Raw genomic sequence first — 24,611 nt, 5'->3', positions numbered from 1 at the left:
CAACGGGATTGACCATGCGCAGTACCCCCCGTGAAAAAGGTTCATCCATTACCCGCGTGCTCGAGATCATCGAAGCCGTAGCCAGCGCCGCGGAGCCGCTGACCCCAAGTGCATTGGCGGACAAGCTGGACATTCCCAAGCCCAGCGCTCACCGCCTGGTGCAGACGCTGGAGAAGGAAGGTTTTCTGCAATTCGGCCTCAAAGGCGGCCTGCTGCCGGGCGATCGGTTGCATGCGACGGCGGTGAATATCCTCGGCAGTGGTCGTCACAAGGCGTTGCGCCAGGCGATCCTGCGGCAGTTGTCCGATGAGATCGGGGAAACCTGCGGCTTGTCGGTGCCCGATGGTCTGGACATGCTCTATTTCGACCGCGTGCAGACCAACTGGCCGCTGCAGATCAACCTGCCCATCGGTAGCCACACGCCGCTCTGGTGCACCGCCAGCGGCAAGCTTTACCTGGCCTCGCTGCCGGACGACCAGCTGGAGCGCATCCTACCCAGGCTGCCGATCCGGCAGATGGCGCGCAACACAGTCACCGATTTGAGTGCCTTGCGTGACGACCTGGTGCGGATACGTGAAGAGGATCTGGCCACCGATTCAGAGGAGTTCATCGACGGGATGGTCGCCTGCGCCGTGCCGGTGCGCGATGCCCGCGGCGAATTGAGCGCCTGTTTGTTTACCCATGCACCGGTGATTCGTTGTTCGATGGAATCGCTGCTCAGCTTCGTACCGCGCCTGCGTGCGGCGGCGAAGGAGCTCGAGGCGATCGTCTCCGGCTGATAGTCCACGCTGTATGCCAAACGACAAGACGGCCCCAAACTGACTGTAGGAGCCAGCTTGCTGGCGATCCGCGGCCCCGCGAATGCCATGATCGCGAGCAAGCTCGCTCCTACATAGAGCGCAGCAGCGCCGTTCGATGTTGCGGGTGTCGCCAGCAGGTAGGGTGGATGACGCTCTTTTCATCCACCGTGATCCCGCTCGGTGGAGCGCCACTCCACGAATGGGTAAAGCGCCACCCGGTGGATCGCCATCCGGTATATCGTCCCCAGTGAATCGGTGAAGCGTGATCCGCCCTACGTCTGCATGAGCCACGCTGGCGCTGCTACTTCTTCAACATCGCCCGCATCGCGGCCAGCGCGTCGTTGCCGCGGGCAGCTTTCACCTCCACCGGCGCGTCTTCCTGGCCTTCCCATTCCAGGTCTTCCTGCGGCAGTTCGTCGAGGAAGCGGCTGGGCATGCACTCGATGATCTCGCCGTACTGCTTGCGCTTGGCGGCAAAGGTCATCGCCAGGTTCTGCCGCGCCCGGGTGATGCCCACATAGGCCAGGCGGCGCTCTTCCTCGATGGTGTCAGCCTCGATGCTGGAGCGGTGTGGGAGGATTTCTTCCTCCATGCCAAGGATGAAGACATAGGGGAATTCGAGTCCTTTGGACGCGTGCAGGGTCATCATCTGCACGCCGTCAGCGCCTTCTTCCTCTTCCTGCTGACGTTCGAGCATGTCGCGCAGCACCAGTTTGGCGATGGCTTCCTCGATGGTCATCTCGCCTTCTTCGTCTTTCTCCAGCGTGTTTTTCAGCGCGTCGATGAGGAACCAGACATTGCCCATGCGGAAGTCGGCAGCCTTGTCACTGGACGTCTGCTGGCGCACCCAGGTTTCGTAGTCGATATCCATGACCATGCTGCGTAGCGCGGCGATGGGGTCGTTCTGCGCGCACTGCATGCGCAGGTTGTCCATGTAGCGCTTGAAGCGGGACAGCCGGTCGGTGAAGCGGCTGTCGAGGTGTTCACCAAGACCCAGCTCGTCGCAGGCGGTGTACATGGAAATCTTGCGCGTGGTGGCGTAGTTGCCGAGTTTTTCCAGAGTGGTCGAACCGATTTCCCGGCGCGGCACGTTAATCACCCGCAGGAAGGCGTTGTCATCGTCCGGATTGACCAGCAAGCGGAAGTAGCTCATCAGGTCCTTTACTTCCTGGCGGGCAAAGAAGCTGGTGCCGCCCGACAATCGATAGGGGATCTGGTGGTGCTGCAACTTCAGCTCGATCAGCTTGGCCTGGTAGTTGCCGCGGTAGAGGATCGCGAAGTCGCTGTAGGGCCGCTGGGTCTTCAGGTGCAGGGTGAGAATTTCCATCGCCACGCGCTCGGCCTCGGCTTCCTCGTTGCGGCAGCGAATCACCCGGATCGCGTCGCCATGCCCCATCTCCGACCAAAGCTGTTTCTCGAAGGCGTGCGGGTTGTTGGCGATCAGCACGTTCGCGCATTTAAGGATTCGGCTGGTGGAGCGGTAGTTCTGCTCGAGCATCACCACCTTCAGCGAGGGGAAGTCGTCCTTCAGCTGCATCAGGTTTTCCGGCCGCGCGCCGCGCCAGGCGTAGATCGACTGGTCGTCGTCGCCCACCACAGTAAAGTGGGCGCGCTCCTGCACCAGCAGCTTCACCAGCAAATACTGGCTGGCGTTGGTGTCCTGGTATTCATCGACCAGCATGTAGCGGACCTTGTTGCGCCACTTCTCCAGCACCTCGGGGTGGTTCTGGAACAGCTTCACCGGCTGCATGATGAGGTCGTCGAAATCCACCGCGTTGTAGGCTTTGAGCGTGCGCTGGTAGTGGGTGTAGACGATGGCGGCGGTTTGTTCCTTCGGGTTGCGCGCGTTGGCCAACGCTTCTTCGGGAATGATCAGGTCATTCTTCCAGCTGCCGATGTAGCCCTTGATCTCGTCCACGCCGTCATCGCCGGCGTATTCCTTCTGCATGATGTCGGTCAGCAGCGCCTTGATGTCACCTTCGTCGAAGATTGAAAAGCCGGGCTTGTAACCCAACTTGGCGTATTCCTTGCGAATGATGTTCAGGCCGAGGTTGTGGAAGGTCGAAACCGTCAGACCGCGGCCTTCGCCGCCGCGTAGCAGGCTGCTGACACGCTCCTTCATTTCGCGGGCGGCCTTGTTGGTGAAGGTCACGGCGACGATGTACTGGGCACGGATGCCGCACTGCTGGATCAGGTAGGCGATCTTGCGAGTGATCACGCTGGTCTTGCCGGAGCCGGCGCCGGCGAGCACCAGCATGGGGCCGCCGACGTAGTTCACGGCTTCCTGCTGCCGGGGATTGAGTCGGGACATCGTCGTTTGGTCTATCGAAACGGGGGCGAGAGTTTAGCAGGGCTATGGCTGTGAATTGGTGCTGTCGACCGGCTGCGGCTACCGGTCGTCGCCAGCGAGGCTGGGTTATCCATTGCAATGCTCTAGTCTATGCGCCGCGGCGCCCGCTTTAGGCTGCTCAGCTTGCCGCCCCGCTTCACACAGGGAGGTGTATCCGTCGAGGTGGCATTGCCACCTTCTGCTCCGTACGAACCGGGGAAACACCGTGACATCTTCTATACAACCCATGCGTCTGGTTCTGCTGGCCGATGTGCCCACGTGGACCGAAGAGCTTCAGGTTGCCCTGTCGTCCGTGCGCGGCCGCCATCGGCTGAGCGTGGCTGAAGACTGGTCGGCCGCCATTGATCTGCTTGCCGAGTCCGGTCACGCCTTGTTGATTGCCACGCCGGGCTGTCGCCCCGCCTCGGCGCACTTCCCCTGGCCTACCGTTCTGTTGCTCGAAGACGAACCCGCGGAGCTGCCGGAAGGTGTCATTGACTGGCTTCCCGGCCCCCGTTTGAGTACCGACATGCTGCGGCGTTGTGTGCGCTATGCCCGCGAACGGTGCAACTTGGAGGGCGCCCTGCAAAGGCTGGCCGTGCAGGACCCGCTGACAGGCATTGCCAATCGCCAAGGCTTTCAGGCATTGCTTGCATCGCGCCTGGCCGAGCACGAAGGAGAAGGACTGACGCTTGGGTGCCTGGATCTGGATAACTTTCGCCGGGTCAACGATGCCCTGGGGCATCAGGCTGGCGACCGCCTGATTCTGCAAGTCGTGGCGCGCCTGAAGGCACAGCTGGAGGTGGGTGACACCCTGGCCCGCCTGGGTGGCGACGAGTTTGCATTGTTGCTCGATACCGAGCGGCAGCCTGATCGTGCTGGTCGGATCGCTGACCGTATTGTCGAGGCACTGGCCGAGCCCTACTGGATTGACGGCGACACCCTGATGCTCGGCTGCAGTCTTGGGCTGGCGAATGCGAAGGCCGATACGGACCCCGACCAACTGCTCTGGCTGGCGCAGGTGGCCATGCGTCAAGCCAAGGCGAGTCAAGGCTGTTCCTGGTATCTGTACAACGAGCGGGTCAACCGCAGCGCCAGTCACCTTGCTGATCTGGAAGGCGAGTTGCGCCGTGCGCTGCGGCGCGATGACCTTGAGCTGCACTATCAGCCGCGACTTTGCATCGACACCGGCCGCATCGTTGGTATGGAGGCGCTGGTTCGCTGGCCGCATGCCGAGCGTGGTCTTCTCGGGCCAGACGAGTTCATCCCCATGGCCGAAGAAAGCGGCTTGATTGTGCCGCTCGGCTACTGGGTGATCGCACGGGCGCTGCGCGACATGCAAAGCCTACGCGAAAGCGGTGCAGGCGAGCTGCACATGGCTGTCAATCTATCGTTCCGCCAGTTTCAGGACAGCCAGTTGCTGGCAACCCTGAAGCGGCTGATCGAGGAACGCGGCGTGGATCCGCATTGGCTGGAGTTCGAACTCACCGAAACCGCAGTGATGCGCCGCAGCGATCAGGTTCGCGGCACCATGAACGCCCTGGCGGCACTAGGTGTGCGCTTCTCGCTGGATGATTTCGGTACCGGTTTCTCCTCGTTCGTACACCTGAGTCGACTGCCGATCAGTCTGCTCAAGATCGACAAGAGTTTTGTCGGTCAGATGGCGGCGCGCCCGCAGAATGGGCGGCTGGTGCGCGCGATGATCAGCCTCGCGCATGACCTGGGTCTGGAGGTGGTAGCCGAAGGGGTGGAGGGCGCCGCTCAGCTCGGTCAGCTGCGTCGCTTCGGAGCCGATCAGGTTCAAGGCTATCTGATCAGCAAGCCGCTGCCGCTTGCGGAGCTCAGGCCCTTTCTCAATCGTGGCCGGACGGCCGAAGCCAGTTGCTGAAACGAAGCGCCGGGCTTAGAGCCCGGCGCGTTGTTGCTTAGCGAACCATGTGCAGGAAGTGCATGTGCTTCTCGTACTGGTCCAGGATGTCGCCAATCACGCCATCACGGCTCCAGCCCATCACGTCATAATTTTGCCCGCCTTCCCTGAGGTGAACCTCGGCGCGGAAGTAGGTCGCCTCGTCAGAATCGCCCTCTTCGGTGGCGACAAAACTCGGCATCGGATAGCCGCGCGGGCGGATCTGATAGATGAAATCAGGCGCGCCCTCATGGGTGATCTGCAGCCCGGTGCGGTTGTCTTCACCGCCTGTAAGCTCCACGGCGTACCCCTGCTTGCGCAGTTCTTCCGCCACTTCAGCGCACGCGGGCGCCGCAATTGCAACGATGAAGCGCTCCACGTCGCGACGGCGTGGGTACTTGGTCAGGTTCTGCACTCGACGGCGCCAGCCACCTTCAGACTGTGGCGCTGTGGGCGTGGTGCTGACCGTCTGATAGCGCAAGCCTTGCTTGGTGGCATCCACGCGCAACGCCTTGAGCAAACCCCACATGGCGCAGAGCAGCACGATGGTGAAGGGCAAGGCACTGGCAATGGTTGCGGTCTGCAGCGCGGTCAAGCCGTCCGCGAGCAGCAGGGCGATGGCGACCGCTCCCATGGAGCCGGCCCAGAAGACGCGCTGCCACACAGGTGTCTGGCCCTGACCGCCGGAGGCGAGCATGTCCACGACCAGCGCACCGGAGTCCGCCGAGGTGACGAAGAACACCACCACCATGATGATTGCGATCAGCGACAGCAGCGAGGCGAAGGGGAAGTACTCGAGGAAGGCGAACAGTGCCAGTGAGCTGTCTCGCTCGATGGCTTCGCCCAGGCTGGTGACGTGTTCCCAGAGGATCATGTGGATCGCTGTATCGCCGAACACTGTCATCCACAGCAGGGTGAAGGCTGTCGGGACCAGCAGCACGCCGGTGACGAATTCACGGATGGTGCGGCCTCGCGAAATGCGCGCGATGAACAGCCCAACGAAGGGCGACCAGGCCAGCCACCAGCCCCAGTAGAACAGCGTCCAGCCGCCGATCCAGTCGTTCGGCTCGTAGGCGTAGAGGTTGAAGGTCGCAGTGACGATCTGTGAGAAGTAGTTACCGGTGTTCTGCACGAATGTCTGCAGGATGAACACGGTCGGCCCGGCGATCAGCACCAGCAACAGCAACAGAACGGCCAGCGTCAGGTTCAGTTCCGAGAGTCTCCGTACGCCCTTGTCCAGGCCAGTCACCACCGAGATAGTCGCCAGCACGGTGGTGCCCGCAATCAGAGCGATCTGCACCGGGACGGAAATGGGCACGCCATACAGGTGATTCAATCCAGTGTTGATCTGCGTGACGCCCAGTCCCAGCGAAGTGGCGACGCCGAGGACGGTGCCGATAATGGCGAAGATGTCTACCGCATGGCCTATCGGCCCGTAGATGCGTTCGCCAATCAGCGGGTACAGGGCGGAGCGCAGCGTCAGTGGCAAGCCCTGGCGATAGCTGAAGTAGGCCAGAATCATCGCGACGATCGCGTAGATGGCCCAGGCATGCAGGCCCCAGTGGAAGAAGGTGATCTTCATGGCCTCGCGCGCAGCCGCGACGGTGCCGCCTTCGCCAACCGGCGGCGAGAGGAAGTGCATGACCGGCTCGGCGACGCCAAAGAACATCAGGCCGATGCCCATGCCTGCCGAGAACAGCATCGAAAACCAGGTCAGATAGCTGTAGTCCGGCTCGCTGTGGTCAGGGCCCAGCTTGATCTCGCCATAACGGCTGAGCGCCAGCAATACAACCATCAGCAGGATGACGGCGACTGCAAGAATGTAGAGCCAGCTGACATTGGCGATGATCCAGGCCTGGACGTCGCTGAACATGCCTTGAGCATGTTCCGGAGTGGCGACGCTGTAGATCACTAGCAACAGGATGAGCACGGCAGAACCGTAGAACACCGGGGGATTGAGGGTGGGAGAGGAAGACTTGTTGGCCTCCATGCTGCGCTCCTTGATAACCGATTGGGGAGTGGCCGCCTGTGGCGAAGAGGACGCAATCTAACATACTGGTCAGCTTTCGACCGGGCCCGCTCCGCGGCGATGGGGTTGGACCCTTGGTTCTGACCGCACCAAGCAGCAAGTTTCGGCGTATTTTTCTCACCTTGTCGGGAGGCTGTTCGAGCCCTGCCGACGCCCGTTGCGCCGGGCAGGAAGCTGTTCGGGTTTCAGCCCGTCTGGTTGCCGGGTCGGTATTGCAATGCCTCGGCCAGGTGTGCGCGACCAATGGCGTCGGCCGGCTGAAGATCCGCCAGTGTGCGTGCGACCTTCAGGATCCGATGCGCAGCGCGTAGCGACAGTCCCAGGCGTTCGCAGGCGCGCTCGAGCCATTGCTGGTCCTCCGGCTGCAATGAGCAATGGTTGCGCAAACCGGCAAGATCGAGGAAAGCATTGGCGCAGCCCTGTCGCTTGAGTTGAATACGCCGCGCTTCGGCCACCTGCGCTGCGACCCGCTGCGTGGTTTCGTTGCCAGCCAGTGGTGCGTTCAGCGCCGTGGCTTCGCGAGCGACCGTCAGATGCAGGTCGATGCGGTCGAGCAGCGGCCCGGAGAGCTTGCCGCGGTAGCGTTGAATCTGGTCTGGCGAACAGCGGCAGCGACCGGTGGAATCGCCCAGGTAACCACAGGGGCAGGGGTTCATCGCCGCGACCAACTGGAAGCGTGCTGGAAAGCGCACCTTGTCGCGCGCGCGGGCGATGACGATACAGCCTGATTCCAGGGGCTCGCGAAGCACTTCCAGGACCTTGCGGTCGAATTCCGGCAGCTCATCGAGAAACAGTACACCTTGATGCGCCAAAGTGATTTCCCCCGGCCTTGGCCGACTGCCGCCGCCAACCAGGGCTGGCCCTGATGCGCTGTGATGGGGCTGTCGAAAAGGGCGCTGTGGCCAGTGCGCCAAGGGAGACTGGCTGGCGACAGACTGAATTGCTGCGACTTCCAGCGCTTCCTGTTCTTCCAGAGGTGGAAGCAGGCCGGGTAGCCGGCTGGCAAGCAATGTCTTGCCGGTACCAGGCGGACCGGATAACAACAGGTTGTGGCCACCCGCGGCGGCCACCAGCAGCCCACGCTTGGCGGCAGCCTGGCCCTGTACATCTGCGAGATCAGGGTAGGGCAGCACCTGGCGCAACAGGCCTTGGGCTTGAAACGGTTCGATGGGAGTCACGCCGTTGAAGTGCGCAGCGACTTCCAGCAGGTGGTCGGCGGCGTAGACCACCAATCCCGACGCCAGGCTGGCCTCCTCGGCATTGGCTCGCGGCACCAGCAGGGCGCGCCCGGCCTGGCGGGCCGCGAGCGCGGCGGGCAACACGCCTTGTACCGGCCGCAGTGCGCCGGAAAGCGCCAGCTCGCCCAGGCATTCGAGCGTGTCCAGCCGGTCCGCAGGGATCTGGCCACTCGCCGCCAATATGCCCAGCGCGATGGCCAGATCAAAACGGCCACCATCTTTAGGCAAATCGGCTGGCGCAAGATTGAGCGTGATTCGTCGGGCCGGGAAGTCGAAGCCGGACGTCAGGATCGCGCTGCGCACGCGGTCTTTGCTTTCCTTGACTGCCGTTTCCGGCAGGCCGACCAAGGCCAGCGAAGGCAGGCCATTGGCAAGGTGCGCCTCCACCGTCACGGTGGGCGCTTCCACGCCGACCTGGGCGCGGCTGTGGACGATTGCGAGGGACATCCGATCACTCCTTTGATCGTGACGCCAGCCGGTCTATTCGGACGCGGGTGGCGCGAGTTTCTCTTCCAGCTCGGCGACCTTGGCTTCGAGGGCTTCAAGCCTCGCCCGGGTGCGTGCAAGCACGATCATCTGGCTGTCGAATTCTTCACGGCTGACCACATCGAGCTTGCTCAGCGCACCTTGCACGATGCCTTTGAGCTGGGCTTCGACTTCCGCACGGGGCAGGGGATTTTCACCGCTGAATAGCCGCGAGGCCTGGGCGCCGACGGCGTCGAGAAAAGCTTTGGGTGGGAACATGAGCATTACCTGTTTCTGAGCGACGCGCAGTGTAACACGGGCTATTCGACCGTCCTGCCGACGCGCGTGCACGTTTGCGGGCATGCCGTTGCGGTGTCGTGCACCGGCATGGTGCGCTATCCGGGCGGGCGAGCCGTGATGTGGCCGCGCACGCCCTTTGCGAAGCGCCACACGCCGGGCATTGCAAAAAGCTGGCATCGATTCTGCTTAGCTCCTCACGACGCATGCACCAGCAGGTAGCGGTGCAAAGGCGATTCGGGACGTTTCGTCGGATCGGTTGATGGTGTCGGATGGTCGCTCGGCAACGCCGGCGCGTTACAAGAGCCAGACACTGCGCTTAGACTTGAGCCGGGTTCGTACTTCTGGGGCAAGTCCACCTAAACGGGAGAAGTTTCATGAAACTAGTCACTGCCATCATCAAGCCGTTCAAGCTGGACGACGTACGCGAGTCGCTGTCCGAGATTGGCGTCCAGGGCATCACGGTCACCGAGGTCAAGGGCTTCGGTCGCCAGAAAGGCCATACCGAGCTCTATCGCGGGGCTGAATACGTAGTCGATTTTCTGCCGAAGGTGAAGATCGACGTAGCAATCGCCGATGACCAACTCGATCGCGTGATCGAGGCGATCACCAAGGCGGCCAACACCGGAAAAATCGGCGACGGCAAGATCTTCGTCGTGAATCTGGAACAGGCCATTCGCATCCGCACAGGCGAAACCGATACCGACGCAATCTGACGGCCCGACGCGTAGCGCGCGTTTGAGCGGGCGGCAACGCCCGACACGTCGCCACGCACCGCCCAAGCATTTGCGATTGCCTGCCTAGCAGGCCTACGAACCCCCACGCCCCAGGAGTAAAACCATGACTCTGCGAAAATTCGCAGGGCTAGGAGCCCTTTTGTCTCTGATAAGCCCAGGCATCGCCATGGCGCAGGAGGCAACGCTTGATTCCGGCGATACGGCATGGATGCTTACGGCCACCGCGCTGGTGCTGTTCATGACGATTCCGGGCCTGGCGCTGTTCTACGGCGGCATGGTCCGCTCCAAGAACATCTTGTCGGTGATGATGCAGTGCTTCGCCATCACCGGGCTGATGAGCATCCTCTGGATGGTCTACGGCTACAGCCTGGCGTTCGATACCACCGGCATGGAAGCAGGCGTCACCAACCTCAATTCCTTCGTTGGAGGCCTGGGTCGCGCCTTCCTCAGCGGCCTGACGCCTGACAGCCTCACCGGTACCGTACCGGAGAGTGTATTCATTACCTTTCAGATGACCTTCGCCATCATCACCCCGGCGCTGATCGTCGGTGCGTTCGCCGAGCGCATGAAGTTCTCCGCGATGCTGGTGTTCATGGGCGTCTGGTTCACGCTGGTCTACGCACCGATCGCGCACATGGTCTGGGGCGGCGATGGCGGCCTGATGTGGGACTGGGGCGTGCTTGATTTTGCGGGTGGCACTGTGGTGCACATCAATGCCGGTATCGCTGGCCTAGTGGCGTGCATCGTGCTCGGTAAGCGCAAAGGCTTCCCCACCACGCCGATGGCGCCGCACAACCTTGGCCTCACCCTGATCGGCGCGGCGATGCTCTGGATCGGCTGGTTCGGTTTTAACGCCGGCTCCTCGCTGGCTGCTAACGGCACAGCCGGAATGGCCATGTTAGTGACCCAGATCGCAACCGCTGCGGCTGCGCTGAGCTGGATGTTCGCGGAGTGGCTCACTCACGGCAAACCCAGCGCCCTGGGCATTGCTTCGGGCGTCGTGGCCGGTCTGGTCGCCATCACACCAGCCGCCGGTACGGTCGGCCCGATGGGCGCGCTGATTATCGGTCTGGCCTCCGGCGTCATCTGCTTCTTCTGTGCCACCAGCCTGAAACGCAAGCTCGGTTACGACGACTCTCTGGACGCTTTTAGCGTGCACGGAGTCGGCGGCATCGTGGGTGCGTTGCTGACTGGCGTGTTCGCGGCCCCGGCACTGGGCGGCTTTGGTGAGGTGGAAAACATCGCACTGCAGCTGTGGATCCAGTTCAAGGGCGTGCTCTTCACCGTCGTCTACACCGCCATCGTCACCTTCGTGATCCTCAAGGTGATCGATGTGGTGATGGGGCTGCGGGTCACCGAAGAAGAAGAAGCCATAGGCCTGGATCTCAGCCTGCACAACGAGCGCGGCTACAACCTGTAAGCACACGGAGTGCGCCCGGAGCCAACCCGGGCGCCTTAACCGAACAGCGCTGCGAGGCGCTCGGCAAAAGGTGATAAAAAATGGATAGCACAGCTTTGATACCCGTCCAGTACGGACTCGATACCTTCTACTTCCTCATCTGCGGTGCGCTGGTGATGTGGATGGCGGCCGGTTTCTCCATGCTCGAAGCCGGTCTGGTTCGGGCGAAGAACACTGCGGAGATTCTGACCAAAAATATCGTGCTCTACGCCGTGGCGTCGATCATGTACCTGCTGATCGGTTACTACATCATGTACTCCAGCCCGGACGGCGGCATCCTGCCGAGCCTGGGCTTTCTGATCGGTGATGAGAACGCGGTGGACGTGGTTGCCGCTGGTGGCGAAGACGCACCGTACTACTCGACCCGTGCCGACTTCTTCTTCCAAGTGGTATTCGCCGCCACCTGCATGTCGGTGGTGTCGGGCGCGGTGGCCGAGCGGATGAAGCTCTGGGCGTTCATCGCCTTCGCCGTGGTGATGACTGGCGTGATCTATCCCGTACAGGGCTTCTGGAAGTGGGGTGGCGGTTTCCTCGATGCGGCCGGTTTCCTGGACTTCGCGGGCTCTGGCCTGGTGCACATGGCGGGTGCTTCGGCGGCCCTGGCAGGCGTGCTGCTGCTCGGCCCGCGTAAGGGCAAGTACGGTCCGAACGGCCAGATCAATGCGATCCCTGGCGCCAACCTGCCGCTGGCGACTTTGGGTGCGTTCATCCTGTGGATGGGCTGGTTCGGCTTCAACGGCGGTTCGCAGCTGAAGATGAGCACTATCGAAGACGCCAATGCCGTCGCTCAGGTGTTCACTAATACCAACATGGCGGCCGCTGGTGGCCTGGTTGCGGCATTGATTACCGCCCGTCTGCTGTTCGGCAAGTCGGACCTGACCATGGTCCTCAACGGTGCGCTGGCCGGTCTGGTCGCCATTACCGCTGAACCACTGACCCCGAGCGCGCTGCAGTCCGTATTGATCGGCGGTGTGGGCGGCGTACTGGTCGTGTTCAGCATCCTCGGCCTGGACAAACTCAAGCTTGATGATCCGGTCGGCGCCATTTCGGTGCATGGCGTTGTGGGTATGTGGGGGCTGCTGGCGGTGCCGCTGACCAATGCGGACGCGACATTCGGCGCGCAGTTGCTGGGTCTGGTGTCGATCTTTGCCTGGGTATTCATTGCCAGCCTGATCGTTTGGGGCATCCTCAAAGCGGTCATGGGGCTGCGTGTCAGCGAAGAGGAAGAGTACGAGGGTGTCGACGTTGTCGAGTGCGGCCTCGAGGCCTACCCCGAGTTCACCAACAAGCGTTGATTTCTCCGCTGTCGACAAGGGCGCCTCAGGGCGCCCTTTGTTTTTTCTGGCGCCGCGCTAGAATGCGCGCGTTCAGGAGCCGAAGGGGTCTTTGAGAATGTGGCGACAGACACTCATCACGCTGCGCCCGAGGCCGCGAGGCTTCCATCTGATAACCGACGAGCTGCTTGCACAACTGCCGGAACTGCAACAATGCGAGACCGGTCTGTTACACCTGTGGCTGCGTCATACCTCGGCTTCATTAACGGTCAACGAGAATGCCGACGGCGCAGTCCGGCGCGATTTCGAACGGTTTTTCAACCGTCTGGTACCGCAGGGCCAAGCTGGCTACGAACACGATTACGAAGGACCGGACGATCTACCGGCGCATTTCAAGGCGAGCCTGCTGGGTTGCCAGGTAAGTTTGCCCGTCAGCGAGGGGCGGCTGGCATTGGGGACTTGGCAGGGTATCTACCTGGGTGAGCACCGGGATGAAGGTGGCGCCAGGCAGGTTCTGGCCACGTTGCACGGGATGGCAAGTTGAATTTTTTTTGGCGATGGCGAACAAAGCACATCGCTGGGCTATAACTTCCGCTTTGGCAAGGTACGAGGTTGAACATGAGCGACGAAGAATTAGAACAAGACGATCTGGACACGAACGACGAGGACGAAGGCGAGGAGCTGCCTGCTGCCGATGACGGCGAAGCAGATAACAGCGCCGACGACGAAAGCACCGACAGCGACCGTGCTGCGCCGGCCAGTAAAAAGAAAGCGAAGGCGGTTGTGGTAGAAGAGCTGCCGAGCCTGGAAGCCAAGCAGAAGGAACGTGACGAGTTGGCTCGAGCAATGGAAGAGTTTCTGGCACGCGGGGGACGCGTACAGGAAGTCGAACCCAATGTGGTCGCGGATCCGCCCAAGAAGCCCGACAGCAAATACGGCAGTCGTCCTATCTAAGGTCGCAGTGACCGGGATCGGACAACCCCCGCGAATCGCGAAGGCGTGACCGCAACAAAGCCCAACACAGTGGTGTTGGGCTTTGTCGCATCTGCGTTGTCGTTAAGCGGCTATCGCCACCGTGCGAGCAGAGCGGGGAGCTCCGCCAGGCTGCGAGCCTCGGCGTCGGGCTGGCCTTCGTGCTGCCAGGCTTTTCCGCCCGGATTGAACCAGATGGCACGAACGCCGGCGCGCTGCGCCCCGCCAATATCGTCGTCGGGATGGTCACCGATGTGGACCGCGTGTTCAGCGGCTACGCCCGCTCGCTCGAGCGCTTCCTGAAACGGCCTTGGGTCCGGCTTGCCAATGCCCAGTTCTTCTGCACACAGCGTGAACTGAAAATAGTCGGCCAACCCCAGTCGTCGGACGTCCGCGTTGCCGTTGGTCAGCACGCCGAGGGTGTAGTGATTGGCCAGATGCTCCAGCGTTGGGTGAACGTCAGGAAACAGGTCGATGGCGTGCCGTGCTTCGAGAAAGACTTCGAACGCCCGGCCGGCAAGGTCTCTTGCCTCGCCCTCCGGGTAGCCGGCGTCATGCAAGGCGTGGAAAAGGATGCGTCGACGCAGCTCGCTGATGCGGTGCTTCAGCGCTGGTTCGGATTCGATCAGCATGCGGCGGATCGCGGCGAGCGATTCCACTGGAAAGCCCCCCAGCCGAGGTGCTTGCTCGCCGAGCCAGTCGCGCAGAGTGTTTTCTGCACTGTGGATGACTGGGCCGACATCCCACAGCGTGTCGTCGAGGTCAAAGGTGATCAGGCGAATGCTCATTGGTCGCTGCCTTGCTTGCGTTTGGCGCGTGGGTGCGCCTGGTCATAGACCTTGGCCAGGTGCTGGAAGTCCAGGTGGGTGTAGATCTGGGTGGTACCGATGTCGGCATGGCCGAGCAGCTCCTGCACCGAGCGCAGATCCTGGGAGGACTCCAGCATGTGACTGGCAAAGCTGTGCCTGAGCATGTGCGGGTGTAAGTGCTGACCCAGTTCACGCACGCCTGCCTGGCGCACCCGTAGCTGCACCGCTCGCGGACCCAGCCGGCGGCCCTGCTGGCTGACGAACACGGCGCCATCCGGCGGATTGCTCAGCGCACGCATTGGCAGCCACGCTTCGAGGGCTTCGCGTGCTTTGCGGCCCACGGGCAGCACCCGTGCCTTGTTGCCCTTGCCTTGGACCTGAACCAGTCCCGCGGGCAGGTCCAGCTGGTCGAGGTTCAGCCCGACCAGCTCGGCCAGGCGCAACCCTGAGGAATAGAACAGCTCCAGCATCGCCTGATCACGATGGCCGATGAAATCGTCTTCAACGCCGCCATCGAGTAGCTGCATGGCTCGGTCGGTATCTAGCAAGCGCGGCAGGCGCCGCTCGCCCTTGGGTGCGGAAATGCCGGCAGCCGGATCATGGGCGCAGCGGCCCTCCTGGTTGAGGTACCGATACAGCCCGCGTAGCGACGACAACAGCCGAGCGAGGCTGCGTCCCGACTGGCCGTGGCGATGCTGCTCGGCAATAAGCTGGCGCACGTGCGGGCTTTTGAGTTGCCCCCATTCGGCCAGCCGCTGCTTTTCGCAGAAGGAGAGCACTTTGACCAGGTCGCGACGATAGCCGTCGAGGGTATGCGGCGATACCTGTCGCTCGGTGCGCAGGTGTTCGAAGTAGGCGTCTAGTTCGGTTTGCATGAGCGGCTTCCTGGGAGTGCCGGCTCGCTTAAGGCTGGGCCTGGCACTCAGGTTTTGGCCCGTAGCGGGTGGTCTGTGTTCTCAACGCACCGAACGCAGCGGCGTGGAATAGGAGGGCAGTACGCGCGTTAGCACTTCGGCGATGTAGCCGAGGAACAAGGTGCCCAGTGAGCTCTTATAGTGCTGTGGGTCCTCGCTCCCAATCGCGAGGATGCCCTGCTGCTGGTTCAGGGCGACCACCGCTGCTGAGCCGATGCTGCGACTTTCTTCTTCTCCAAAGAGGAAGGCGAGTTCGTGCGGTCGAAGGACACCACAGACTGTCTTGCCGCTGCCAAGCAACCCACTGATGGCTTGTTGGGCTTCGGCGCTGGTGACGCTGCGGCCGACTGGCAGCGGCGTTTCACTGAACAGGATCAGGCTCACGAAGGGCACCTGGAACTCGTGCCGCAGGCTTTCATCCACCGCGCCGATGACTTCTTCCAGGCTGTTGGCATCCAGCAGATCGAGCACCAGCCGACGCGTCTTGTCGAACAGCCGATCGTTGTCACGGGCCACGTCCATCAGATGCGACAAGCGATGGCGCATTTCGATGTTGCGCTCGCGCAGCAGCTTAACTTGCCGCTCGACCAGCGACACGGCGCCGCCGGGCAGGTGAGGGATGCGCAGTTCGGGAATCAACTCGTCGTGATCGACAAAGAATTCCGGATGGGCTCGCAGATAGGCCGCGACGGCTTCTGCGTCCGGCAGCTGTGGCTTGTCCTGGTTTTGCTCGGTCATAGGCGAACCTGTCCTTCGAATACGCGAACAGCGGGGCCGGTCATCATAACGGGGTGTCCAGCGCCCGCCCATTCAATGGACAGACGGCCACCGAGCAGATCGAGCTGCACCGGGGAATCCATCCAGCCTTGTTGGATGGCGGCGACTGCCGCGGCGCAGGCGCCGGTCCCGCAGGCCTGGGTTTCGCCTGCGCCACGCTCCCAAACACGCAGCTTGGCGTGCTGGCGATCGACCACCTGAATGAAACCGGCATTGACCCGCTGAGGAAAGCGCGAATGGTGCTCGATCTTCGGCCCGAGCTGGTGCACCGGAGCATTATCGACATCCTCCACACGCATCACGGCATGGGGGTTGCCCATGGATACGGCCGCGATGTCCAGCTGCTGATCATCGACCTGAAGCGGATAACTCAAGGCTTGTTGGTCGGCCTGGAAGGGGATCTCAGTCGGGATCAGGCGAGGCGGGCCCATGTCGACGCTGATCTGCCCGTCGGGCCGCACGATCAGCTCGATAATGCCGCCCTTGGTCTCGACGCGGATTTGCCGCTTCATGGTCAGGCGCTTGTCCAGTACGAAGCGGGCAAAGCAGCGCGCACCGTTACCGCATTGCTCCACTTCCGATCCGTCGGAGTTGAAGATGCGATAGCGGAAATCTACATCGGGGTTGTGCGGCGGCTCGACCAGCAGCAGCTGATCGAAGCCCACGCCTGTATGCCGGTCGCCCCATTGCTTGGCGTGCTTGGGTTGGATATGCGCGTGCTGGCTGATCAGGTCGATGACCATGAAATCATTGCCCAGGCCGTGCATCTTGGTAAAACGCAAAAGCATCGTCGTGGCCTCAGGCAGGCAGCAGGCTTTCGCCGGCATAGAGCTCCTGCACGCTTTCGCGGCGGCGCACTTCGTAGGCTTCGTCGCCGTCAACCAGCACCTCGGCTGCGCGGCCGCGGGTGTTGTAGTTCGAGCTCATGACGAAACCATAGGCACCGGCGGAACGGACCGCCAACAGGTCACCTTCAGCCAGCACCAGCGGGCGCTCCTTGGCGAGAAAGTCTCCGGTTTCGCAGATCGGGCCGACGATGTCGTAGTGACGCGCCTCGCCCTCGCGCGGCTGCACCGGTACGACATCCATCCAGGCTTGGTACAACGCCGGGCGGATCAGGTCGTTCATCGCCGCATCGACGATGGCGAAATCCTTGTGCTCGGTGTGCTTGAGGTATTCAACACGGGTCAGCAGCAGGCCGGCGTTGGCGACGATCGAGCGGCCGGGTTCGAACACCAGCGCCAAGTCGCGTCCGTCGATGCGCTTGCGCACGGCCTGGATGTAGTCGCCGGCCAGCGGGGGCTGCTCCTCGCGATAGCGCACGCCCAGCCCGCCGCCCAGATCCAGATGTTTGATTCGGATGCCGCGCACAGCGAGGCGGTCGATCAAGGCGAGCAAACGGTCGAGTGCATCAAGGAACGGCGGCAGCGTGGTGAGCTGCGAGCCGATGTGGCAATCGACGCCAACAACTTCCAAGTTGCCCAGCTCGTGAGCGCGGGCATAGACCTCCTCGGCGTCGGCAATGGCGATGCCGAACTTGTTTTCCTTGAGGCCCGTGGAGATGTACGGGTGGGTTCCGGCATCGACGTCCGGATTGACCCGTAGCGAAACCGGTGCCACTGCGCCCAGCTCGGCGGCAACCTGCTGCAGCCGTTCGAGCTCCTCGGTGGACTCGACGTTGAAGCAGTGCACACCGACTTCCAGCGCGCGGCGCATGTCGTCGCGGGTCTTGCCTACGCCCGAGAACACGATGCGGTCAGGCTGACCACCGGCCGCCAGTACGCGCTCCAGTTCGCCACGCGAAACGATGTCGAAGCCGGCGCCCAGGCGGGCCAGTACGTTGAGCACGCCAAGGTTGGAGTTTGCTTTGACCGCAAAACAGACCAGATGCGGCATGCCTTGCAGCGCGTCGGCATAGGCGCGGTACTGCGCCTCGATGTGAGCCCGAGAATAGACGTAGGTGGGGGTGCCGAAGCGTTGCGCGAGAGCGGGCAACGCCACGCCCTCCGCGAAGAGCTGACCGTCGCGGTACGAGAAGGCCTCCATGATTGCCTCCTTACAGTTCGAATCGGTCTTTGGAACGTTCTTTGGCAGTTGCCTCGTCGTCCGGAAGGTAGAGCGGGCCTTTCTGGCCGCAGCCGGTTAGCGCGGAAGCGAGAACCGCCAGTGCGATGAGTGGAAGCAGCAGACGCTTCATTGGGGTGCAATCCTAGAAAAATCGATGGGCCGGAGTATACCCAGCACCCGTCGGATTGCCTATGTGGCCGCGCTCGCCGGTCCCACCTTGAACGTCTGCCCGGACAGCCGCTCGCTAGACGCGGCGGTGGCCTGCTAAGCTCGCCAGCATCGTCGGCGGCCCCGTTGCCGCCATGCAACCCGTACCGAGGAAATCGATTCATGAGCCTGAGCGAAGCCCGCTTTCACGATCTTGTTGACGCTGCGCAGGAGGAAATCGAGGACGTGTTCGATCACAGCGGAATGGACGTCGACCTGGAGAATTCCGGTGGCGTGCTGACCGTGCGTTTCGAGAATGGCACCCAGTTGATTTTCAGCCGTCAGCCCCCGCTGCGCCAATTGTGGGTGGCGGCGCGTTCCGGTGGTTTTCATTTCGACTACGACGAGTCCAGCTCGTTGTGGATCTGCGATGCCAACGATGAGCGTCTCGGTGAGCTTTTGTCCCGGGTTACTCAGGAGCAGGGCGGCGAGGCGCTGGAATTCGAAGACCTGTAAAGGGTGGCGGGCGGCAGGCCCAAGCCATGATTCCGGCACCCTTGCTTATTTAATGAGCTGTGATAGGGTCGGTTGCAGGTTAAATAACCCCGCCTTCGGGCGGGGTTTTGTTTTTTTGTCTGTTTAATTTTCCAGGAGCTTACCCGCACCCATGACCAGCGCACCGCCCATCATCATCACTCAACCCGATCTCCAGCGGCTCGAGCGTTTGCTTGACGGCCTGGCTGACTACGGTCCGGCCGCCGAGGCACTCGAGGAAGAGTTGTCCCGCGCCCAGGTGGTCGAGCGCAGCGAGCTGCCCGCTGGCGTGGTGTCTATGAACTCCCGCGTCCATTGTCGCGAGGAGGGTGTCGGCAAGGATTACCATCTGACATTGGTGTTTCCTCAGGATGCCGGCAAGGAGGGTACTGTCTCGGTCCTGGCACCGGTAGGCACAGCGCTGTTAGGCATGACGGTGGGGCAGCACATTGATTGGCCGACGCCCAGCGGCAAGGTGCTCAAGCTGACCCTGCTGGCTGTCGAATATCAGCCGGAAGCGGCGGGCGACGTCAATCTCTGAGAAGTTTGGAAGGAAGCGCGTTCGCACTCCTGCTCAGAGTGACTTCAGCGCCTGGTTGAGCGCCGCCTCCAGGTGCGCTTTGTAGCGCAGGTGCTGAACAGTTTGGGCGCGGCCAGTGCCGTGCAGGCCGGACATGTCGAGGTCGGTTATATAACAGGGGTAGCGCTCGGCGCCGCGTCGCTGCGCAAGAATGAAATGCGCGACTGCGGCGAACAGCTCTGCGCCATATTCCAGGCTCGAAAACTCTTGATGATTGCAGTACAGGGTCACCCGTGAGCGGCCTCGTTCGCTGTGTTCGACGATTGCCTGCACGTCATAGTAAGGATCGCCGATGTTTTCCCGTGGCGGCGGTCTCCGCTCGATGTTCACTGTCTGGCCCGCTGCAGGTGCCATGAGCCGGTAGAACAGGATATCCATTGCTGCCAACCGGCTCTCCTCGAATGGAAGCTGGGTGTTGCGCCGGTAACTCACCGACTGCAAAAACCGCAGCAACGGTGTCAGCAGGCTCTGCTCGTCTCGATAGGGCTGTTGCTGGCGCCAGAGCGCGTTGAATTCATCCAGTACGGTTATTTCCGCCAGGCTTCCCTGAACGCGATAGAAGACTTGCAGGCAGTCCGCCCTGGCTTGTCCAAGAATCAACGGCAGGTCGGTTCCTTCGAGTGCGTGTCGTTCCACGCGAATGGGCCGTACGCTGTGGTGAGCCTCGCCAAGATGTTCCAGCAGGGCAGGCATGTCACTCAATGTGGTATGCCGGACATTCCCGCTCACCAGATCGAGCAGGTGGTAGTGCTGGCGAACCTGCAGCAGATAGCGGCTTTCTCCTGGCTCGTCCAACAGCGCCTGGGCATCGGTAAAGACAGTGTTGATACGCCGCGCGAGAGCCATGCCGGCGTTTCGACTGAAGCAGCGTATCTGCAGGTCCGGCCGCTCGCCACGAACGGGTAGTTCCTGCAAGAAGTCACGCAGGCAGTCCGGCAACGGGGATGTGCCTTCATAGCGCGTCGCGATCAGTTCGCTCCAGCTGTTCAGCGTCAGTTGATCGATGCTGAGCACCAGGTTGTCTCGCGTAACGGCATGTCGCAGCGATTCGGTTAGCTCGTCGAACGACAGTGGTTGCTGAGGATTCAATGGATCAAGCCCGACGTTTATCAGCAGCAGGACCTTCACGGGACTGGCCGCGATCAGCAGCGCTTCGTCTGCGAGCGCCGCGGGCGGCATCGGGAATGCCTGGCGGATATCGGTCAGTAGTGCGAACAGCTCGGCTTCGGTCAGGCCACTGTCCCCGGGGTGCAGGGCGACATGCGTGGCCGTATCGATAATGCCGTTTCTATGGCACCAGGCCAGCAGCGGAACCAGCTCTCGGGAGCGCTTCAGCGGGGAAAAGTTACTGAGCTGCTGAGCATTCAGGTTGCCCTCGTAGAGCGCCCAGTAGACGTCATCTGCAGCGTCATAGCCCTGGATGAGGGTCAGGCTATGCTCGGCAAGGTCGGGCGCGATGCCCAGGTTAATGGCCTCGACCTTGCCCGCCTTGCGTTCGATCGCAGCATGCAGGCGCCTGCCAAGTACGCCGAAATCCCGCCCGTTGATACTGCTGGTGATCTGCAGGCGTCGCGCAAACTCACTGAGGAATCGGTAGCCGTAGGTCAGTTCGTTGACCAACGCTCGACGTTCCTCCACAACCCGCCGCACTTTCCACTGGCTGCGTGCGTCGAGTTGAGCAAATTGTCGATGATCCCATTGCCACTCCGCCGTCAGTCGTTCGATCAAACGCCTTTTCCAGCTTTTGCTGCGGCCGCTGGGCGGCTGACTGAGGGGCTTGTTGACCTTCAGGTAAAGACATCGACGCAGCAACGCCAGGCGTTCCTGATCGCCTCGGCTGGCGAGGTAATGCTCGATTCTGCGGTAGGCGACTATGTAAGGATCGAGGTCGTCCAGGTCGAGTCGATTGGCATATACCGCCTGTTTGAAATCGAGGCTCAGACAGCGCACCTGCGGGTGTTCGCTGGCGTACACCTCAACCAGCAGTAGCTTGAACAGCGACTTGTAGGGCGACTCGATGGCCTTGTACAGCTGCCAGAGGCCCGCGCCGAGATACTCGCCGGGCGGGATACTGGCGAGACTGCCGAGATCCAATACCTCGTCGCTGCGCACGAAGCGCTTGTCCAGCAAGGTGCGCACGTAGTCATGGTAGCGGTGCTCTTCATAATCAGGCACGAGCCACCATATTGGGGTACGCCCACCCAGCCAGATCGCCGTCCGGTAGAACTCGTCGAGCAGCAGGTAATGTTGGGTGGTTCCGCAATCATCGGAGGTCAGCTTGGCTTCGCGCTCGCCCTGAGTGAAGCGGAGCGGGTCGACCAGAAAAAAATGCGCCTCGCTGCCTTGCGTTGCTGCCCATCCCTGGAGGAGCTCGCACTTGCGCTGCAGTTCGCTGAGTTGCCCTGCCGAAAGATGGGGATCATGGCAAACCCAGACGTCCAGATCGCTTTGGTCGTCCTGCGCCACAGTGCCAAGACTGCCCATCAGAAACAGGCCGAGAATGGGTTGCGGCGGCTTACCGCGCAAAGGCTTGTAGCTGAACGACCGGCTCAAGCGCTGGGCTTCGGCCAATGTCTCGGCGTCAGGCTCGAAGCCCGCCAGTCCCGCTGGCGTGAGACTGGAAACGTATCCGGGCAGCATCGGATGGTTTACATGGAATAGCAGCGGCAACAGCGTGAGCACGGCTTGTTGGCGGGACGACATGGCCAGGCGTGTACGTTCCAGGCGCGCGGTATTCAATGAAAGAAAGCGAGCACGAAGCGCGGTAAGCACCTTGCGATCGATTCCCTCTTCGAGGATTGGACGGATTTCCTGGGCGCGCGTCATGAGGCGATTCGTTCAGGCAAACGATGTTGTCCGACATGTTGATCGAGGCGAAAGGCGAAAACTAGCACGGGGAAGCTTAAGCCGCAGCTGTAAGCGGCTGGTATAGCCGAGCGCCTGTACCGTGCTCTACCGGCAAATGCGTGCTCGGCTATGGTTGGTCTCTTCACGCTTAAGCCGGAACGGTCTCCGAGAGGATTGTCAGCAACACTTGGGCGTGCTCCGCGGCATCGCGCCCAAGGCTTGTCAGGTAGCCGCCGTCGGGTAGGGTTGTCAGACCTTTGCTATGCAGGCGCTGGGCGGCAGCGATCGCCGTGTCGCCGGCGTCGTGGTGGACTTTCAGGCCTTCGAGTGAGTTGTCGAGGTTGAACAGGCGAAGAATTTCCAGCTCGGCTACCACTTCTGGGGTGTAGGACATGTCTGCTCCTCGGATGATGGGCGTTGGCCCTGTTTGCGGAAGTGTAGATGCTACATGCGCGCCTGCCGCCGTCTAAGACTATTCGGCTAGGTCGGGTAGGTTGCGCAGCTGCGTTTCGTACCCTTCGATATCGAACGGGCGGTCCTGCTCGAGCATCTGCCGGATCTCCCTGGCGAGCACGAGCGCCATCAGCTTGAGGATCTCGTCGCGCTCGTAGCCGACCAGTGTCAGTTTGTTCAGCGTAGCCTGGGCAGCGGCGGGTTCACCGGCTTCAAGCTGGTTTTCGATTGCCTGGATCAGCGTTTCCTCGGCAAAGGTTTCATCATCATCGGACGTGGCATCGTTCATGTCGCAACTCTCGTCAGGGAAGTTCTCGATAGCGTGTTGAGGTGACTACCGGCAAGCTGGCTTCAGGCGGAAAGGCCGGCTGAACGCTTCGCTTGGGTCGGTTTCTACTCTTACTATGACTTATCGAGAACACGACTACAGCAATGATCATCTTTCACTGTCTTGAAAACGGCGCGCTGGTGCGGCGCGTTGCCGAAAATCTGCAGACGCTCCCTGACAATATGCTGTGGGCCGATCTGCTGTCGCCTGATTCGCAGGAAGAGCGTTTTATCGAATCGTCGTTGGGACTGGACATTCCGACCCGCGAAGAACTCGCCGAAATTGAAGACTCGTCGCGCTTCTACGATGAGGATGGCGCCATCTTCATGACCACAACGGTGGTGATGGGGATCGCCGATCGGCGGCCGGAAAACGCCGAAGTCACCTTTGTCCTGACTAAGCGTTGCCTGGTGACCGTACGCTATACCGAGCTCAGTGCGTTCCGGCAGTTCGAGACGAAGAGTTCTCGGCAGCCGTCGACCTATTCCTCCAGTCATCAGATCTTTCTCGCCCTGGCGGACGCTGTGGTTGATCGCATTGCCGACGTGCTGGAAAGCGTTCAGGTCGAGCTCCAGGCTTTATCCAGGTGCATCTTCGACGTGCGAAAGGAGCAGCGCACGGACCTGCAGCAGATCATCCAGCAGCTTGGGCAGCACCGTTCGCTCCTGTCGCAGCTGGGCGAAAGCTTGTTCAGCTCAACCCGTCTGTTGGCGTTTTATCGCCTGCATGCTAACGAGCCCAGGCAGGGTGCCGCCAAGGGCCTGCTGAAGGCGCTGGAGCGTGACGTGCGTTCGCTTGGGGAGCATCAGGCGAGGCTGTTGGGCGATATCGCTTTTCTGCTCGACGCCACGCTGGGCCTGATCAATATCGAACAGAACGCCATCATCAAGGTGTTTTCCATTGCGGCGGTACTGTTCCTGCCGCCAACGCTGGTGGGCACGGTATATGGCATGAACTTCGAGAGCATGCCCGAGCTCAGTTGGTCGTTTGGCTATCCGATGGCCCTTGGGATGATGGTGATTTCAGCCATCATCCCCTACGCCTGGTTCAAGTTCCGCGACTGGCTTTGATCAGCCGAAGAAATACAGAACGATGCAGAACGCGCCCAATAGCGCCCATACGGCGCCAAAAATGATGGGCGTGCGCAGCGAGAACAGCAGTGTACGTTTGTAGCGCTTCCCTCCCGGCGGGCTATTGCCTTCACCGAACAGAGCGGAATCGTGGTTGGGCAGCAGGCCGACATTGCCTTCGGTCTGCAGCAGCTCGGCTTGCTTGCGATGCCAGCGCTCGATCACGTCGAAGCTCGCGCGAATGCCGGGGATTGCATGCAGCGAAGTGAGCAGCCCAAGCAGCGCCAGGACGCTCGGCACCACCAGCCTGAACAGGCTTCCCCAGTCGGGATTAGTGTTGGCCATGGACGAGGCGAAGGCGATCATCAGAAACGACTGCGAAGACAGGTAGCCGCTGGTGCGGCTGGCCAGCAGCGTCGACTCGAAGTGGATTTCCGAGCGATAGAAGTTCAGGCGCTCCTTAGGTGAGTCGAATACTTCGGCACCTTGGGTGTCCTGATTGAGCAGCAACGTTTTGAGGTCGGGCATAAGAGGGAGCAATCTCGGGCGTCAAGGCGTTTGGCGCCATCCGACCGGTTG

The 24,611-nt window shown here is 61.6% G+C and carries 23 protein-coding genes and 1 pseudogene; 10 read left to right on the top strand and 14 right to left on the bottom strand.

Annotated elements, in window-relative coordinates; translation table 11 throughout:
• Positions 1-14: 14 nt before the first annotated feature.
• Entirely contained in the window at positions 15-779 is a 765-nt protein-coding gene (locus ACIGHL_RS13420) for an IclR family transcriptional regulator (protein WP_128120238.1), read from the top strand.
• A 322-nt stretch (positions 780-1,101) separates the two neighbouring features.
• On the opposite strand, the gene rep is transcribed toward ACIGHL_RS13420, so the two are convergent.
• Positions 1,102-3,111: a DNA helicase Rep gene (rep, locus tag ACIGHL_RS13415; protein ID WP_128120239.1), complete on the bottom strand. Its 2,010-nt coding sequence runs from the start codon at positions 3,109-3,111 to the stop codon at positions 1,102-1,104.
• A gap of 265 nt (positions 3,112-3,376) precedes the next feature.
• On the opposite strand from rep, the gene ACIGHL_RS13410 reads away from it, so the two are divergent.
• Positions 3,377-5,017 carry a putative bifunctional diguanylate cyclase/phosphodiesterase gene (locus tag ACIGHL_RS13410; protein WP_128120343.1) on the top strand — a complete coding sequence of 547 codons (1,641 nt, stop codon included), beginning with the start codon at positions 3,377-3,379 and terminating at the stop codon, positions 5,015-5,017.
• A gap of 37 nt (positions 5,018-5,054) precedes the next feature.
• Here ACIGHL_RS13410 and ACIGHL_RS13405 read toward each other — a convergent pair whose 3' ends face one another.
• The 3 genes from ACIGHL_RS13405 to ACIGHL_RS13395 all read right to left on the bottom strand — a co-directional run bounded on the left by ACIGHL_RS13405 (position 5,055) and on the right by ACIGHL_RS13395 (position 9,046).
• Positions 5,055-7,025 carry a BCCT family transporter gene (locus ACIGHL_RS13405; protein ID WP_046162946.1) on the bottom strand — a complete coding sequence of 657 codons (1,971 nt, stop codon included), beginning with the start codon at positions 7,023-7,025 and terminating at the stop codon, positions 5,055-5,057.
• 224 nt (positions 7,026-7,249) lie between these two features.
• Positions 7,250-8,749, bottom strand: a complete 1,500-nt coding sequence (locus tag ACIGHL_RS13400) for a YifB family Mg chelatase-like AAA ATPase (protein WP_128120240.1) — start codon at positions 8,747-8,749, stop codon at positions 7,250-7,252.
• A gap of 33 nt (positions 8,750-8,782) precedes the next feature.
• Positions 8,783-9,046 (bottom strand): accessory factor UbiK family protein, encoded by a 264-nt coding sequence (locus tag ACIGHL_RS13395; RefSeq protein WP_127838288.1) that lies wholly within the window; start codon positions 9,044-9,046, stop codon positions 8,783-8,785.
• A 395-nt stretch (positions 9,047-9,441) separates the two neighbouring features.
• On the opposite strand from ACIGHL_RS13395, the gene glnK reads away from it, so the two are divergent.
• From glnK to sutA, 5 genes are all read left to right on the top strand, one after another.
• Positions 9,442-9,780, top strand: a complete 339-nt coding sequence (glnK, locus tag ACIGHL_RS13390) for a P-II family nitrogen regulator (RefSeq protein ID WP_003096476.1) — start codon at positions 9,442-9,444, stop codon at positions 9,778-9,780.
• 124 nt (positions 9,781-9,904) lie between these two features.
• Complete coding sequence (locus ACIGHL_RS13385) at positions 9,905-11,221, top strand: ammonium transporter (protein WP_128120241.1); 1,317 nt, start codon at positions 9,905-9,907, stop codon at positions 11,219-11,221.
• Positions 11,222-11,301: 80 nt separating this feature from the next.
• Positions 11,302-12,555: an ammonium transporter gene (locus tag ACIGHL_RS13380; protein WP_045430941.1), complete on the top strand. Its 1,254-nt coding sequence runs from the start codon at positions 11,302-11,304 to the stop codon at positions 12,553-12,555.
• Positions 12,556-12,652: 97 nt separating this feature from the next.
• Positions 12,653-13,078, top strand: coding sequence for a secondary thiamine-phosphate synthase enzyme YjbQ (locus ACIGHL_RS13375; RefSeq protein WP_128120242.1), 426 nt, complete (start codon positions 12,653-12,655; stop codon positions 13,076-13,078).
• Positions 13,079-13,152: 74 nt separating this feature from the next.
• Complete coding sequence (gene sutA / locus ACIGHL_RS13370) at positions 13,153-13,488, top strand: dormancy-specific transcriptional regulator SutA (protein ID WP_128120243.1); 336 nt, start codon at positions 13,153-13,155, stop codon at positions 13,486-13,488.
• Between the two features lie 110 nt (positions 13,489-13,598).
• Here the strand turns inward: sutA and ACIGHL_RS13365 are convergent, their stop codons facing one another.
• The 6 genes from ACIGHL_RS13365 to lptM form a co-directional block, all read right to left on the bottom strand.
• The gene (locus ACIGHL_RS13365; RefSeq protein WP_128120244.1) at positions 13,599-14,294 is read right to left on the bottom strand and encodes an HAD family hydrolase; all 696 of its coding nucleotides are present in this window, start codon (positions 14,292-14,294) and stop codon (positions 13,599-13,601) included.
• Positions 14,291-15,190, bottom strand: coding sequence for a tyrosine recombinase XerC (xerC, locus tag ACIGHL_RS13360; protein WP_128120245.1), 900 nt, complete (start codon positions 15,188-15,190; stop codon positions 14,291-14,293). The genes ACIGHL_RS13365 and xerC overlap by 4 nt, the downstream gene beginning before the upstream one ends.
• A gap of 81 nt (positions 15,191-15,271) precedes the next feature.
• A complete protein-coding gene (locus ACIGHL_RS13355) occupies positions 15,272-15,967 on the bottom strand; it encodes a DUF484 family protein (RefSeq protein ID WP_128120246.1) in 696 nt (231 codons plus the stop codon).
• Positions 15,964-16,794 carry a diaminopimelate epimerase gene (gene dapF, locus ACIGHL_RS13350; protein WP_216706992.1) on the bottom strand — a complete coding sequence of 277 codons (831 nt, stop codon included), beginning with the start codon at positions 16,792-16,794 and terminating at the stop codon, positions 15,964-15,966. Before dapF ends, ACIGHL_RS13355 begins: the two co-directional genes overlap by 4 nt.
• A 10-nt stretch (positions 16,795-16,804) precedes the next feature.
• Positions 16,805-18,052: a diaminopimelate decarboxylase gene (gene lysA, locus ACIGHL_RS13345; protein WP_128120247.1), complete on the bottom strand. Its 1,248-nt coding sequence runs from the start codon at positions 18,050-18,052 to the stop codon at positions 16,805-16,807.
• Positions 18,053-18,062: 10 nt separating this feature from the next.
• Entirely contained in the window at positions 18,063-18,203 is a 141-nt protein-coding gene (gene lptM, locus ACIGHL_RS13340; protein ID WP_019341253.1) for an LPS translocon maturation chaperone LptM, read from the bottom strand.
• Between the two features lie 200 nt (positions 18,204-18,403).
• On the opposite strand from lptM, the gene cyaY reads away from it, so the two are divergent.
• Both cyaY and rnk read left to right on the top strand, forming a co-directional pair.
• Positions 18,404-18,736 (top strand): iron donor protein CyaY, encoded by a 333-nt coding sequence (cyaY, locus tag ACIGHL_RS13335; protein ID WP_128120248.1) that lies wholly within the window; start codon positions 18,404-18,406, stop codon positions 18,734-18,736.
• Positions 18,737-18,887: 151 nt separating this feature from the next.
• Positions 18,888-19,295: a nucleoside diphosphate kinase regulator gene (gene rnk / locus ACIGHL_RS13330; protein ID WP_128120249.1), complete on the top strand. Its 408-nt coding sequence runs from the start codon at positions 18,888-18,890 to the stop codon at positions 19,293-19,295.
• 33 nt (positions 19,296-19,328) lie between these two features.
• Here the strand turns inward: rnk and ACIGHL_RS13325 are convergent, their stop codons facing one another.
• The 3 genes and pseudogenes from ACIGHL_RS13325 to ACIGHL_RS13315 all read right to left on the bottom strand — a co-directional run.
• Positions 19,329-22,160, bottom strand: a complete 2,832-nt coding sequence (locus ACIGHL_RS13325; RefSeq protein ID WP_128120250.1) for a class I adenylate cyclase — start codon at positions 22,158-22,160, stop codon at positions 19,329-19,331.
• A 169-nt stretch (positions 22,161-22,329) separates the two neighbouring features.
• Positions 22,330-22,575, bottom strand: coding sequence for a TIGR02647 family protein (locus ACIGHL_RS13320; RefSeq protein WP_128120251.1), 246 nt, complete (start codon positions 22,573-22,575; stop codon positions 22,330-22,332).
• A 78-nt stretch (positions 22,576-22,653) separates the two neighbouring features.
• Positions 22,654-22,911 (bottom strand): annotated as a pseudogene (locus ACIGHL_RS13315) (hypothetical protein); the annotation flags it as partial.
• A 155-nt stretch (positions 22,912-23,066) separates the two neighbouring features.
• Here ACIGHL_RS13315 and ACIGHL_RS13310 point away from each other — a divergent pair.
• Entirely contained in the window at positions 23,067-24,032 is a 966-nt protein-coding gene (locus ACIGHL_RS13310) for a magnesium transporter CorA family protein (protein ID WP_216706991.1), read from the top strand.
• On the opposite strand, the gene ACIGHL_RS13305 is transcribed toward ACIGHL_RS13310, so the two are convergent.
• The gene (locus ACIGHL_RS13305) at positions 24,033-24,560 is read right to left on the bottom strand and encodes a hypothetical protein (RefSeq protein WP_128120252.1); all 528 of its coding nucleotides are present in this window, start codon (positions 24,558-24,560) and stop codon (positions 24,033-24,035) included.
• Between the last annotated feature and the right edge of the window lie 51 nt (positions 24,561-24,611).

Source organism: Pseudomonas sp. NPDC077451 (assembly GCF_044543345.1).
In the GTDB taxonomy this organism is placed as follows: domain Bacteria; phylum Pseudomonadota; class Gammaproteobacteria; order Pseudomonadales; family Pseudomonadaceae; genus Stutzerimonas.
Note: the sequence above shows the minus strand (reverse complement) of the source record. Positions and strands in the feature narration are given on the sequence as shown.

Bases quoted from the DNA above. Each gene is read 5' to 3' on its own strand.
- ACIGHL_RS13420 (WP_128120238.1), top strand. From the start codon at position 15: ATGCGCAGTACCCCCCGTGAAAAAGGTTCATCCATTACCCGCGTGCTC.
- rep (WP_128120239.1), bottom strand. From the start codon at position 3,111: ATGTCCCGACTCAATCCCCGGCAGCAGGAAGCCGTGAACTACGTCGGC.
- ACIGHL_RS13410 (WP_128120343.1), top strand. From the start codon at position 3,377: ATGCGTCTGGTTCTGCTGGCCGATGTGCCCACGTGGACCGAAGAGCTT.
- ACIGHL_RS13405 (WP_046162946.1), bottom strand. From the start codon at position 7,025: ATGGAGGCCAACAAGTCTTCCTCTCCCACCCTCAATCCCCCGGTGTTC.
- ACIGHL_RS13400 (WP_128120240.1), bottom strand. From the start codon at position 8,749: ATGTCCCTCGCAATCGTCCACAGCCGCGCCCAGGTCGGCGTGGAAGCG.
- ACIGHL_RS13395 (WP_127838288.1), bottom strand. From the start codon at position 9,046: ATGTTCCCACCCAAAGCTTTTCTCGACGCCGTCGGCGCCCAGGCCTCG.
- glnK (WP_003096476.1), top strand. From the start codon at position 9,442: ATGAAACTAGTCACTGCCATCATCAAGCCGTTCAAGCTGGACGACGTA.
- ACIGHL_RS13385 (WP_128120241.1), top strand. From the start codon at position 9,905: ATGACTCTGCGAAAATTCGCAGGGCTAGGAGCCCTTTTGTCTCTGATA.
- ACIGHL_RS13380 (WP_045430941.1), top strand. From the start codon at position 11,302: ATGGATAGCACAGCTTTGATACCCGTCCAGTACGGACTCGATACCTTC.
- ACIGHL_RS13375 (WP_128120242.1), top strand. From the start codon at position 12,653: ATGTGGCGACAGACACTCATCACGCTGCGCCCGAGGCCGCGAGGCTTC.
- sutA (WP_128120243.1), top strand. From the start codon at position 13,153: ATGAGCGACGAAGAATTAGAACAAGACGATCTGGACACGAACGACGAG.
- ACIGHL_RS13365 (WP_128120244.1), bottom strand. From the start codon at position 14,294: ATGAGCATTCGCCTGATCACCTTTGACCTCGACGACACGCTGTGGGAT.
- xerC (WP_128120245.1), bottom strand. From the start codon at position 15,190: ATGCAAACCGAACTAGACGCCTACTTCGAACACCTGCGCACCGAGCGA.
- ACIGHL_RS13355 (WP_128120246.1), bottom strand. From the start codon at position 15,967: ATGACCGAGCAAAACCAGGACAAGCCACAGCTGCCGGACGCAGAAGCC.
- dapF (WP_216706992.1), bottom strand. From the start codon at position 16,794: ATGCTTTTGCGTTTTACCAAGATGCACGGCCTGGGCAATGATTTCATG.
- lysA (WP_128120247.1), bottom strand. From the start codon at position 18,052: ATGGAGGCCTTCTCGTACCGCGACGGTCAGCTCTTCGCGGAGGGCGTG.
- lptM (WP_019341253.1), bottom strand. From the start codon at position 18,203: ATGAAGCGTCTGCTGCTTCCACTCATCGCACTGGCGGTTCTCGCTTCC.
- cyaY (WP_128120248.1), top strand. From the start codon at position 18,404: ATGAGCCTGAGCGAAGCCCGCTTTCACGATCTTGTTGACGCTGCGCAG.
- rnk (WP_128120249.1), top strand. From the start codon at position 18,888: ATGACCAGCGCACCGCCCATCATCATCACTCAACCCGATCTCCAGCGG.
- ACIGHL_RS13325 (WP_128120250.1), bottom strand. From the start codon at position 22,160: ATGACGCGCGCCCAGGAAATCCGTCCAATCCTCGAAGAGGGAATCGAT.
- ACIGHL_RS13320 (WP_128120251.1), bottom strand. From the start codon at position 22,575: ATGTCCTACACCCCAGAAGTGGTAGCCGAGCTGGAAATTCTTCGCCTG.
- ACIGHL_RS13310 (WP_216706991.1), top strand. From the start codon at position 23,067: ATGATCATCTTTCACTGTCTTGAAAACGGCGCGCTGGTGCGGCGCGTT.
- ACIGHL_RS13305 (WP_128120252.1), bottom strand. From the start codon at position 24,560: ATGCCCGACCTCAAAACGTTGCTGCTCAATCAGGACACCCAAGGTGCC.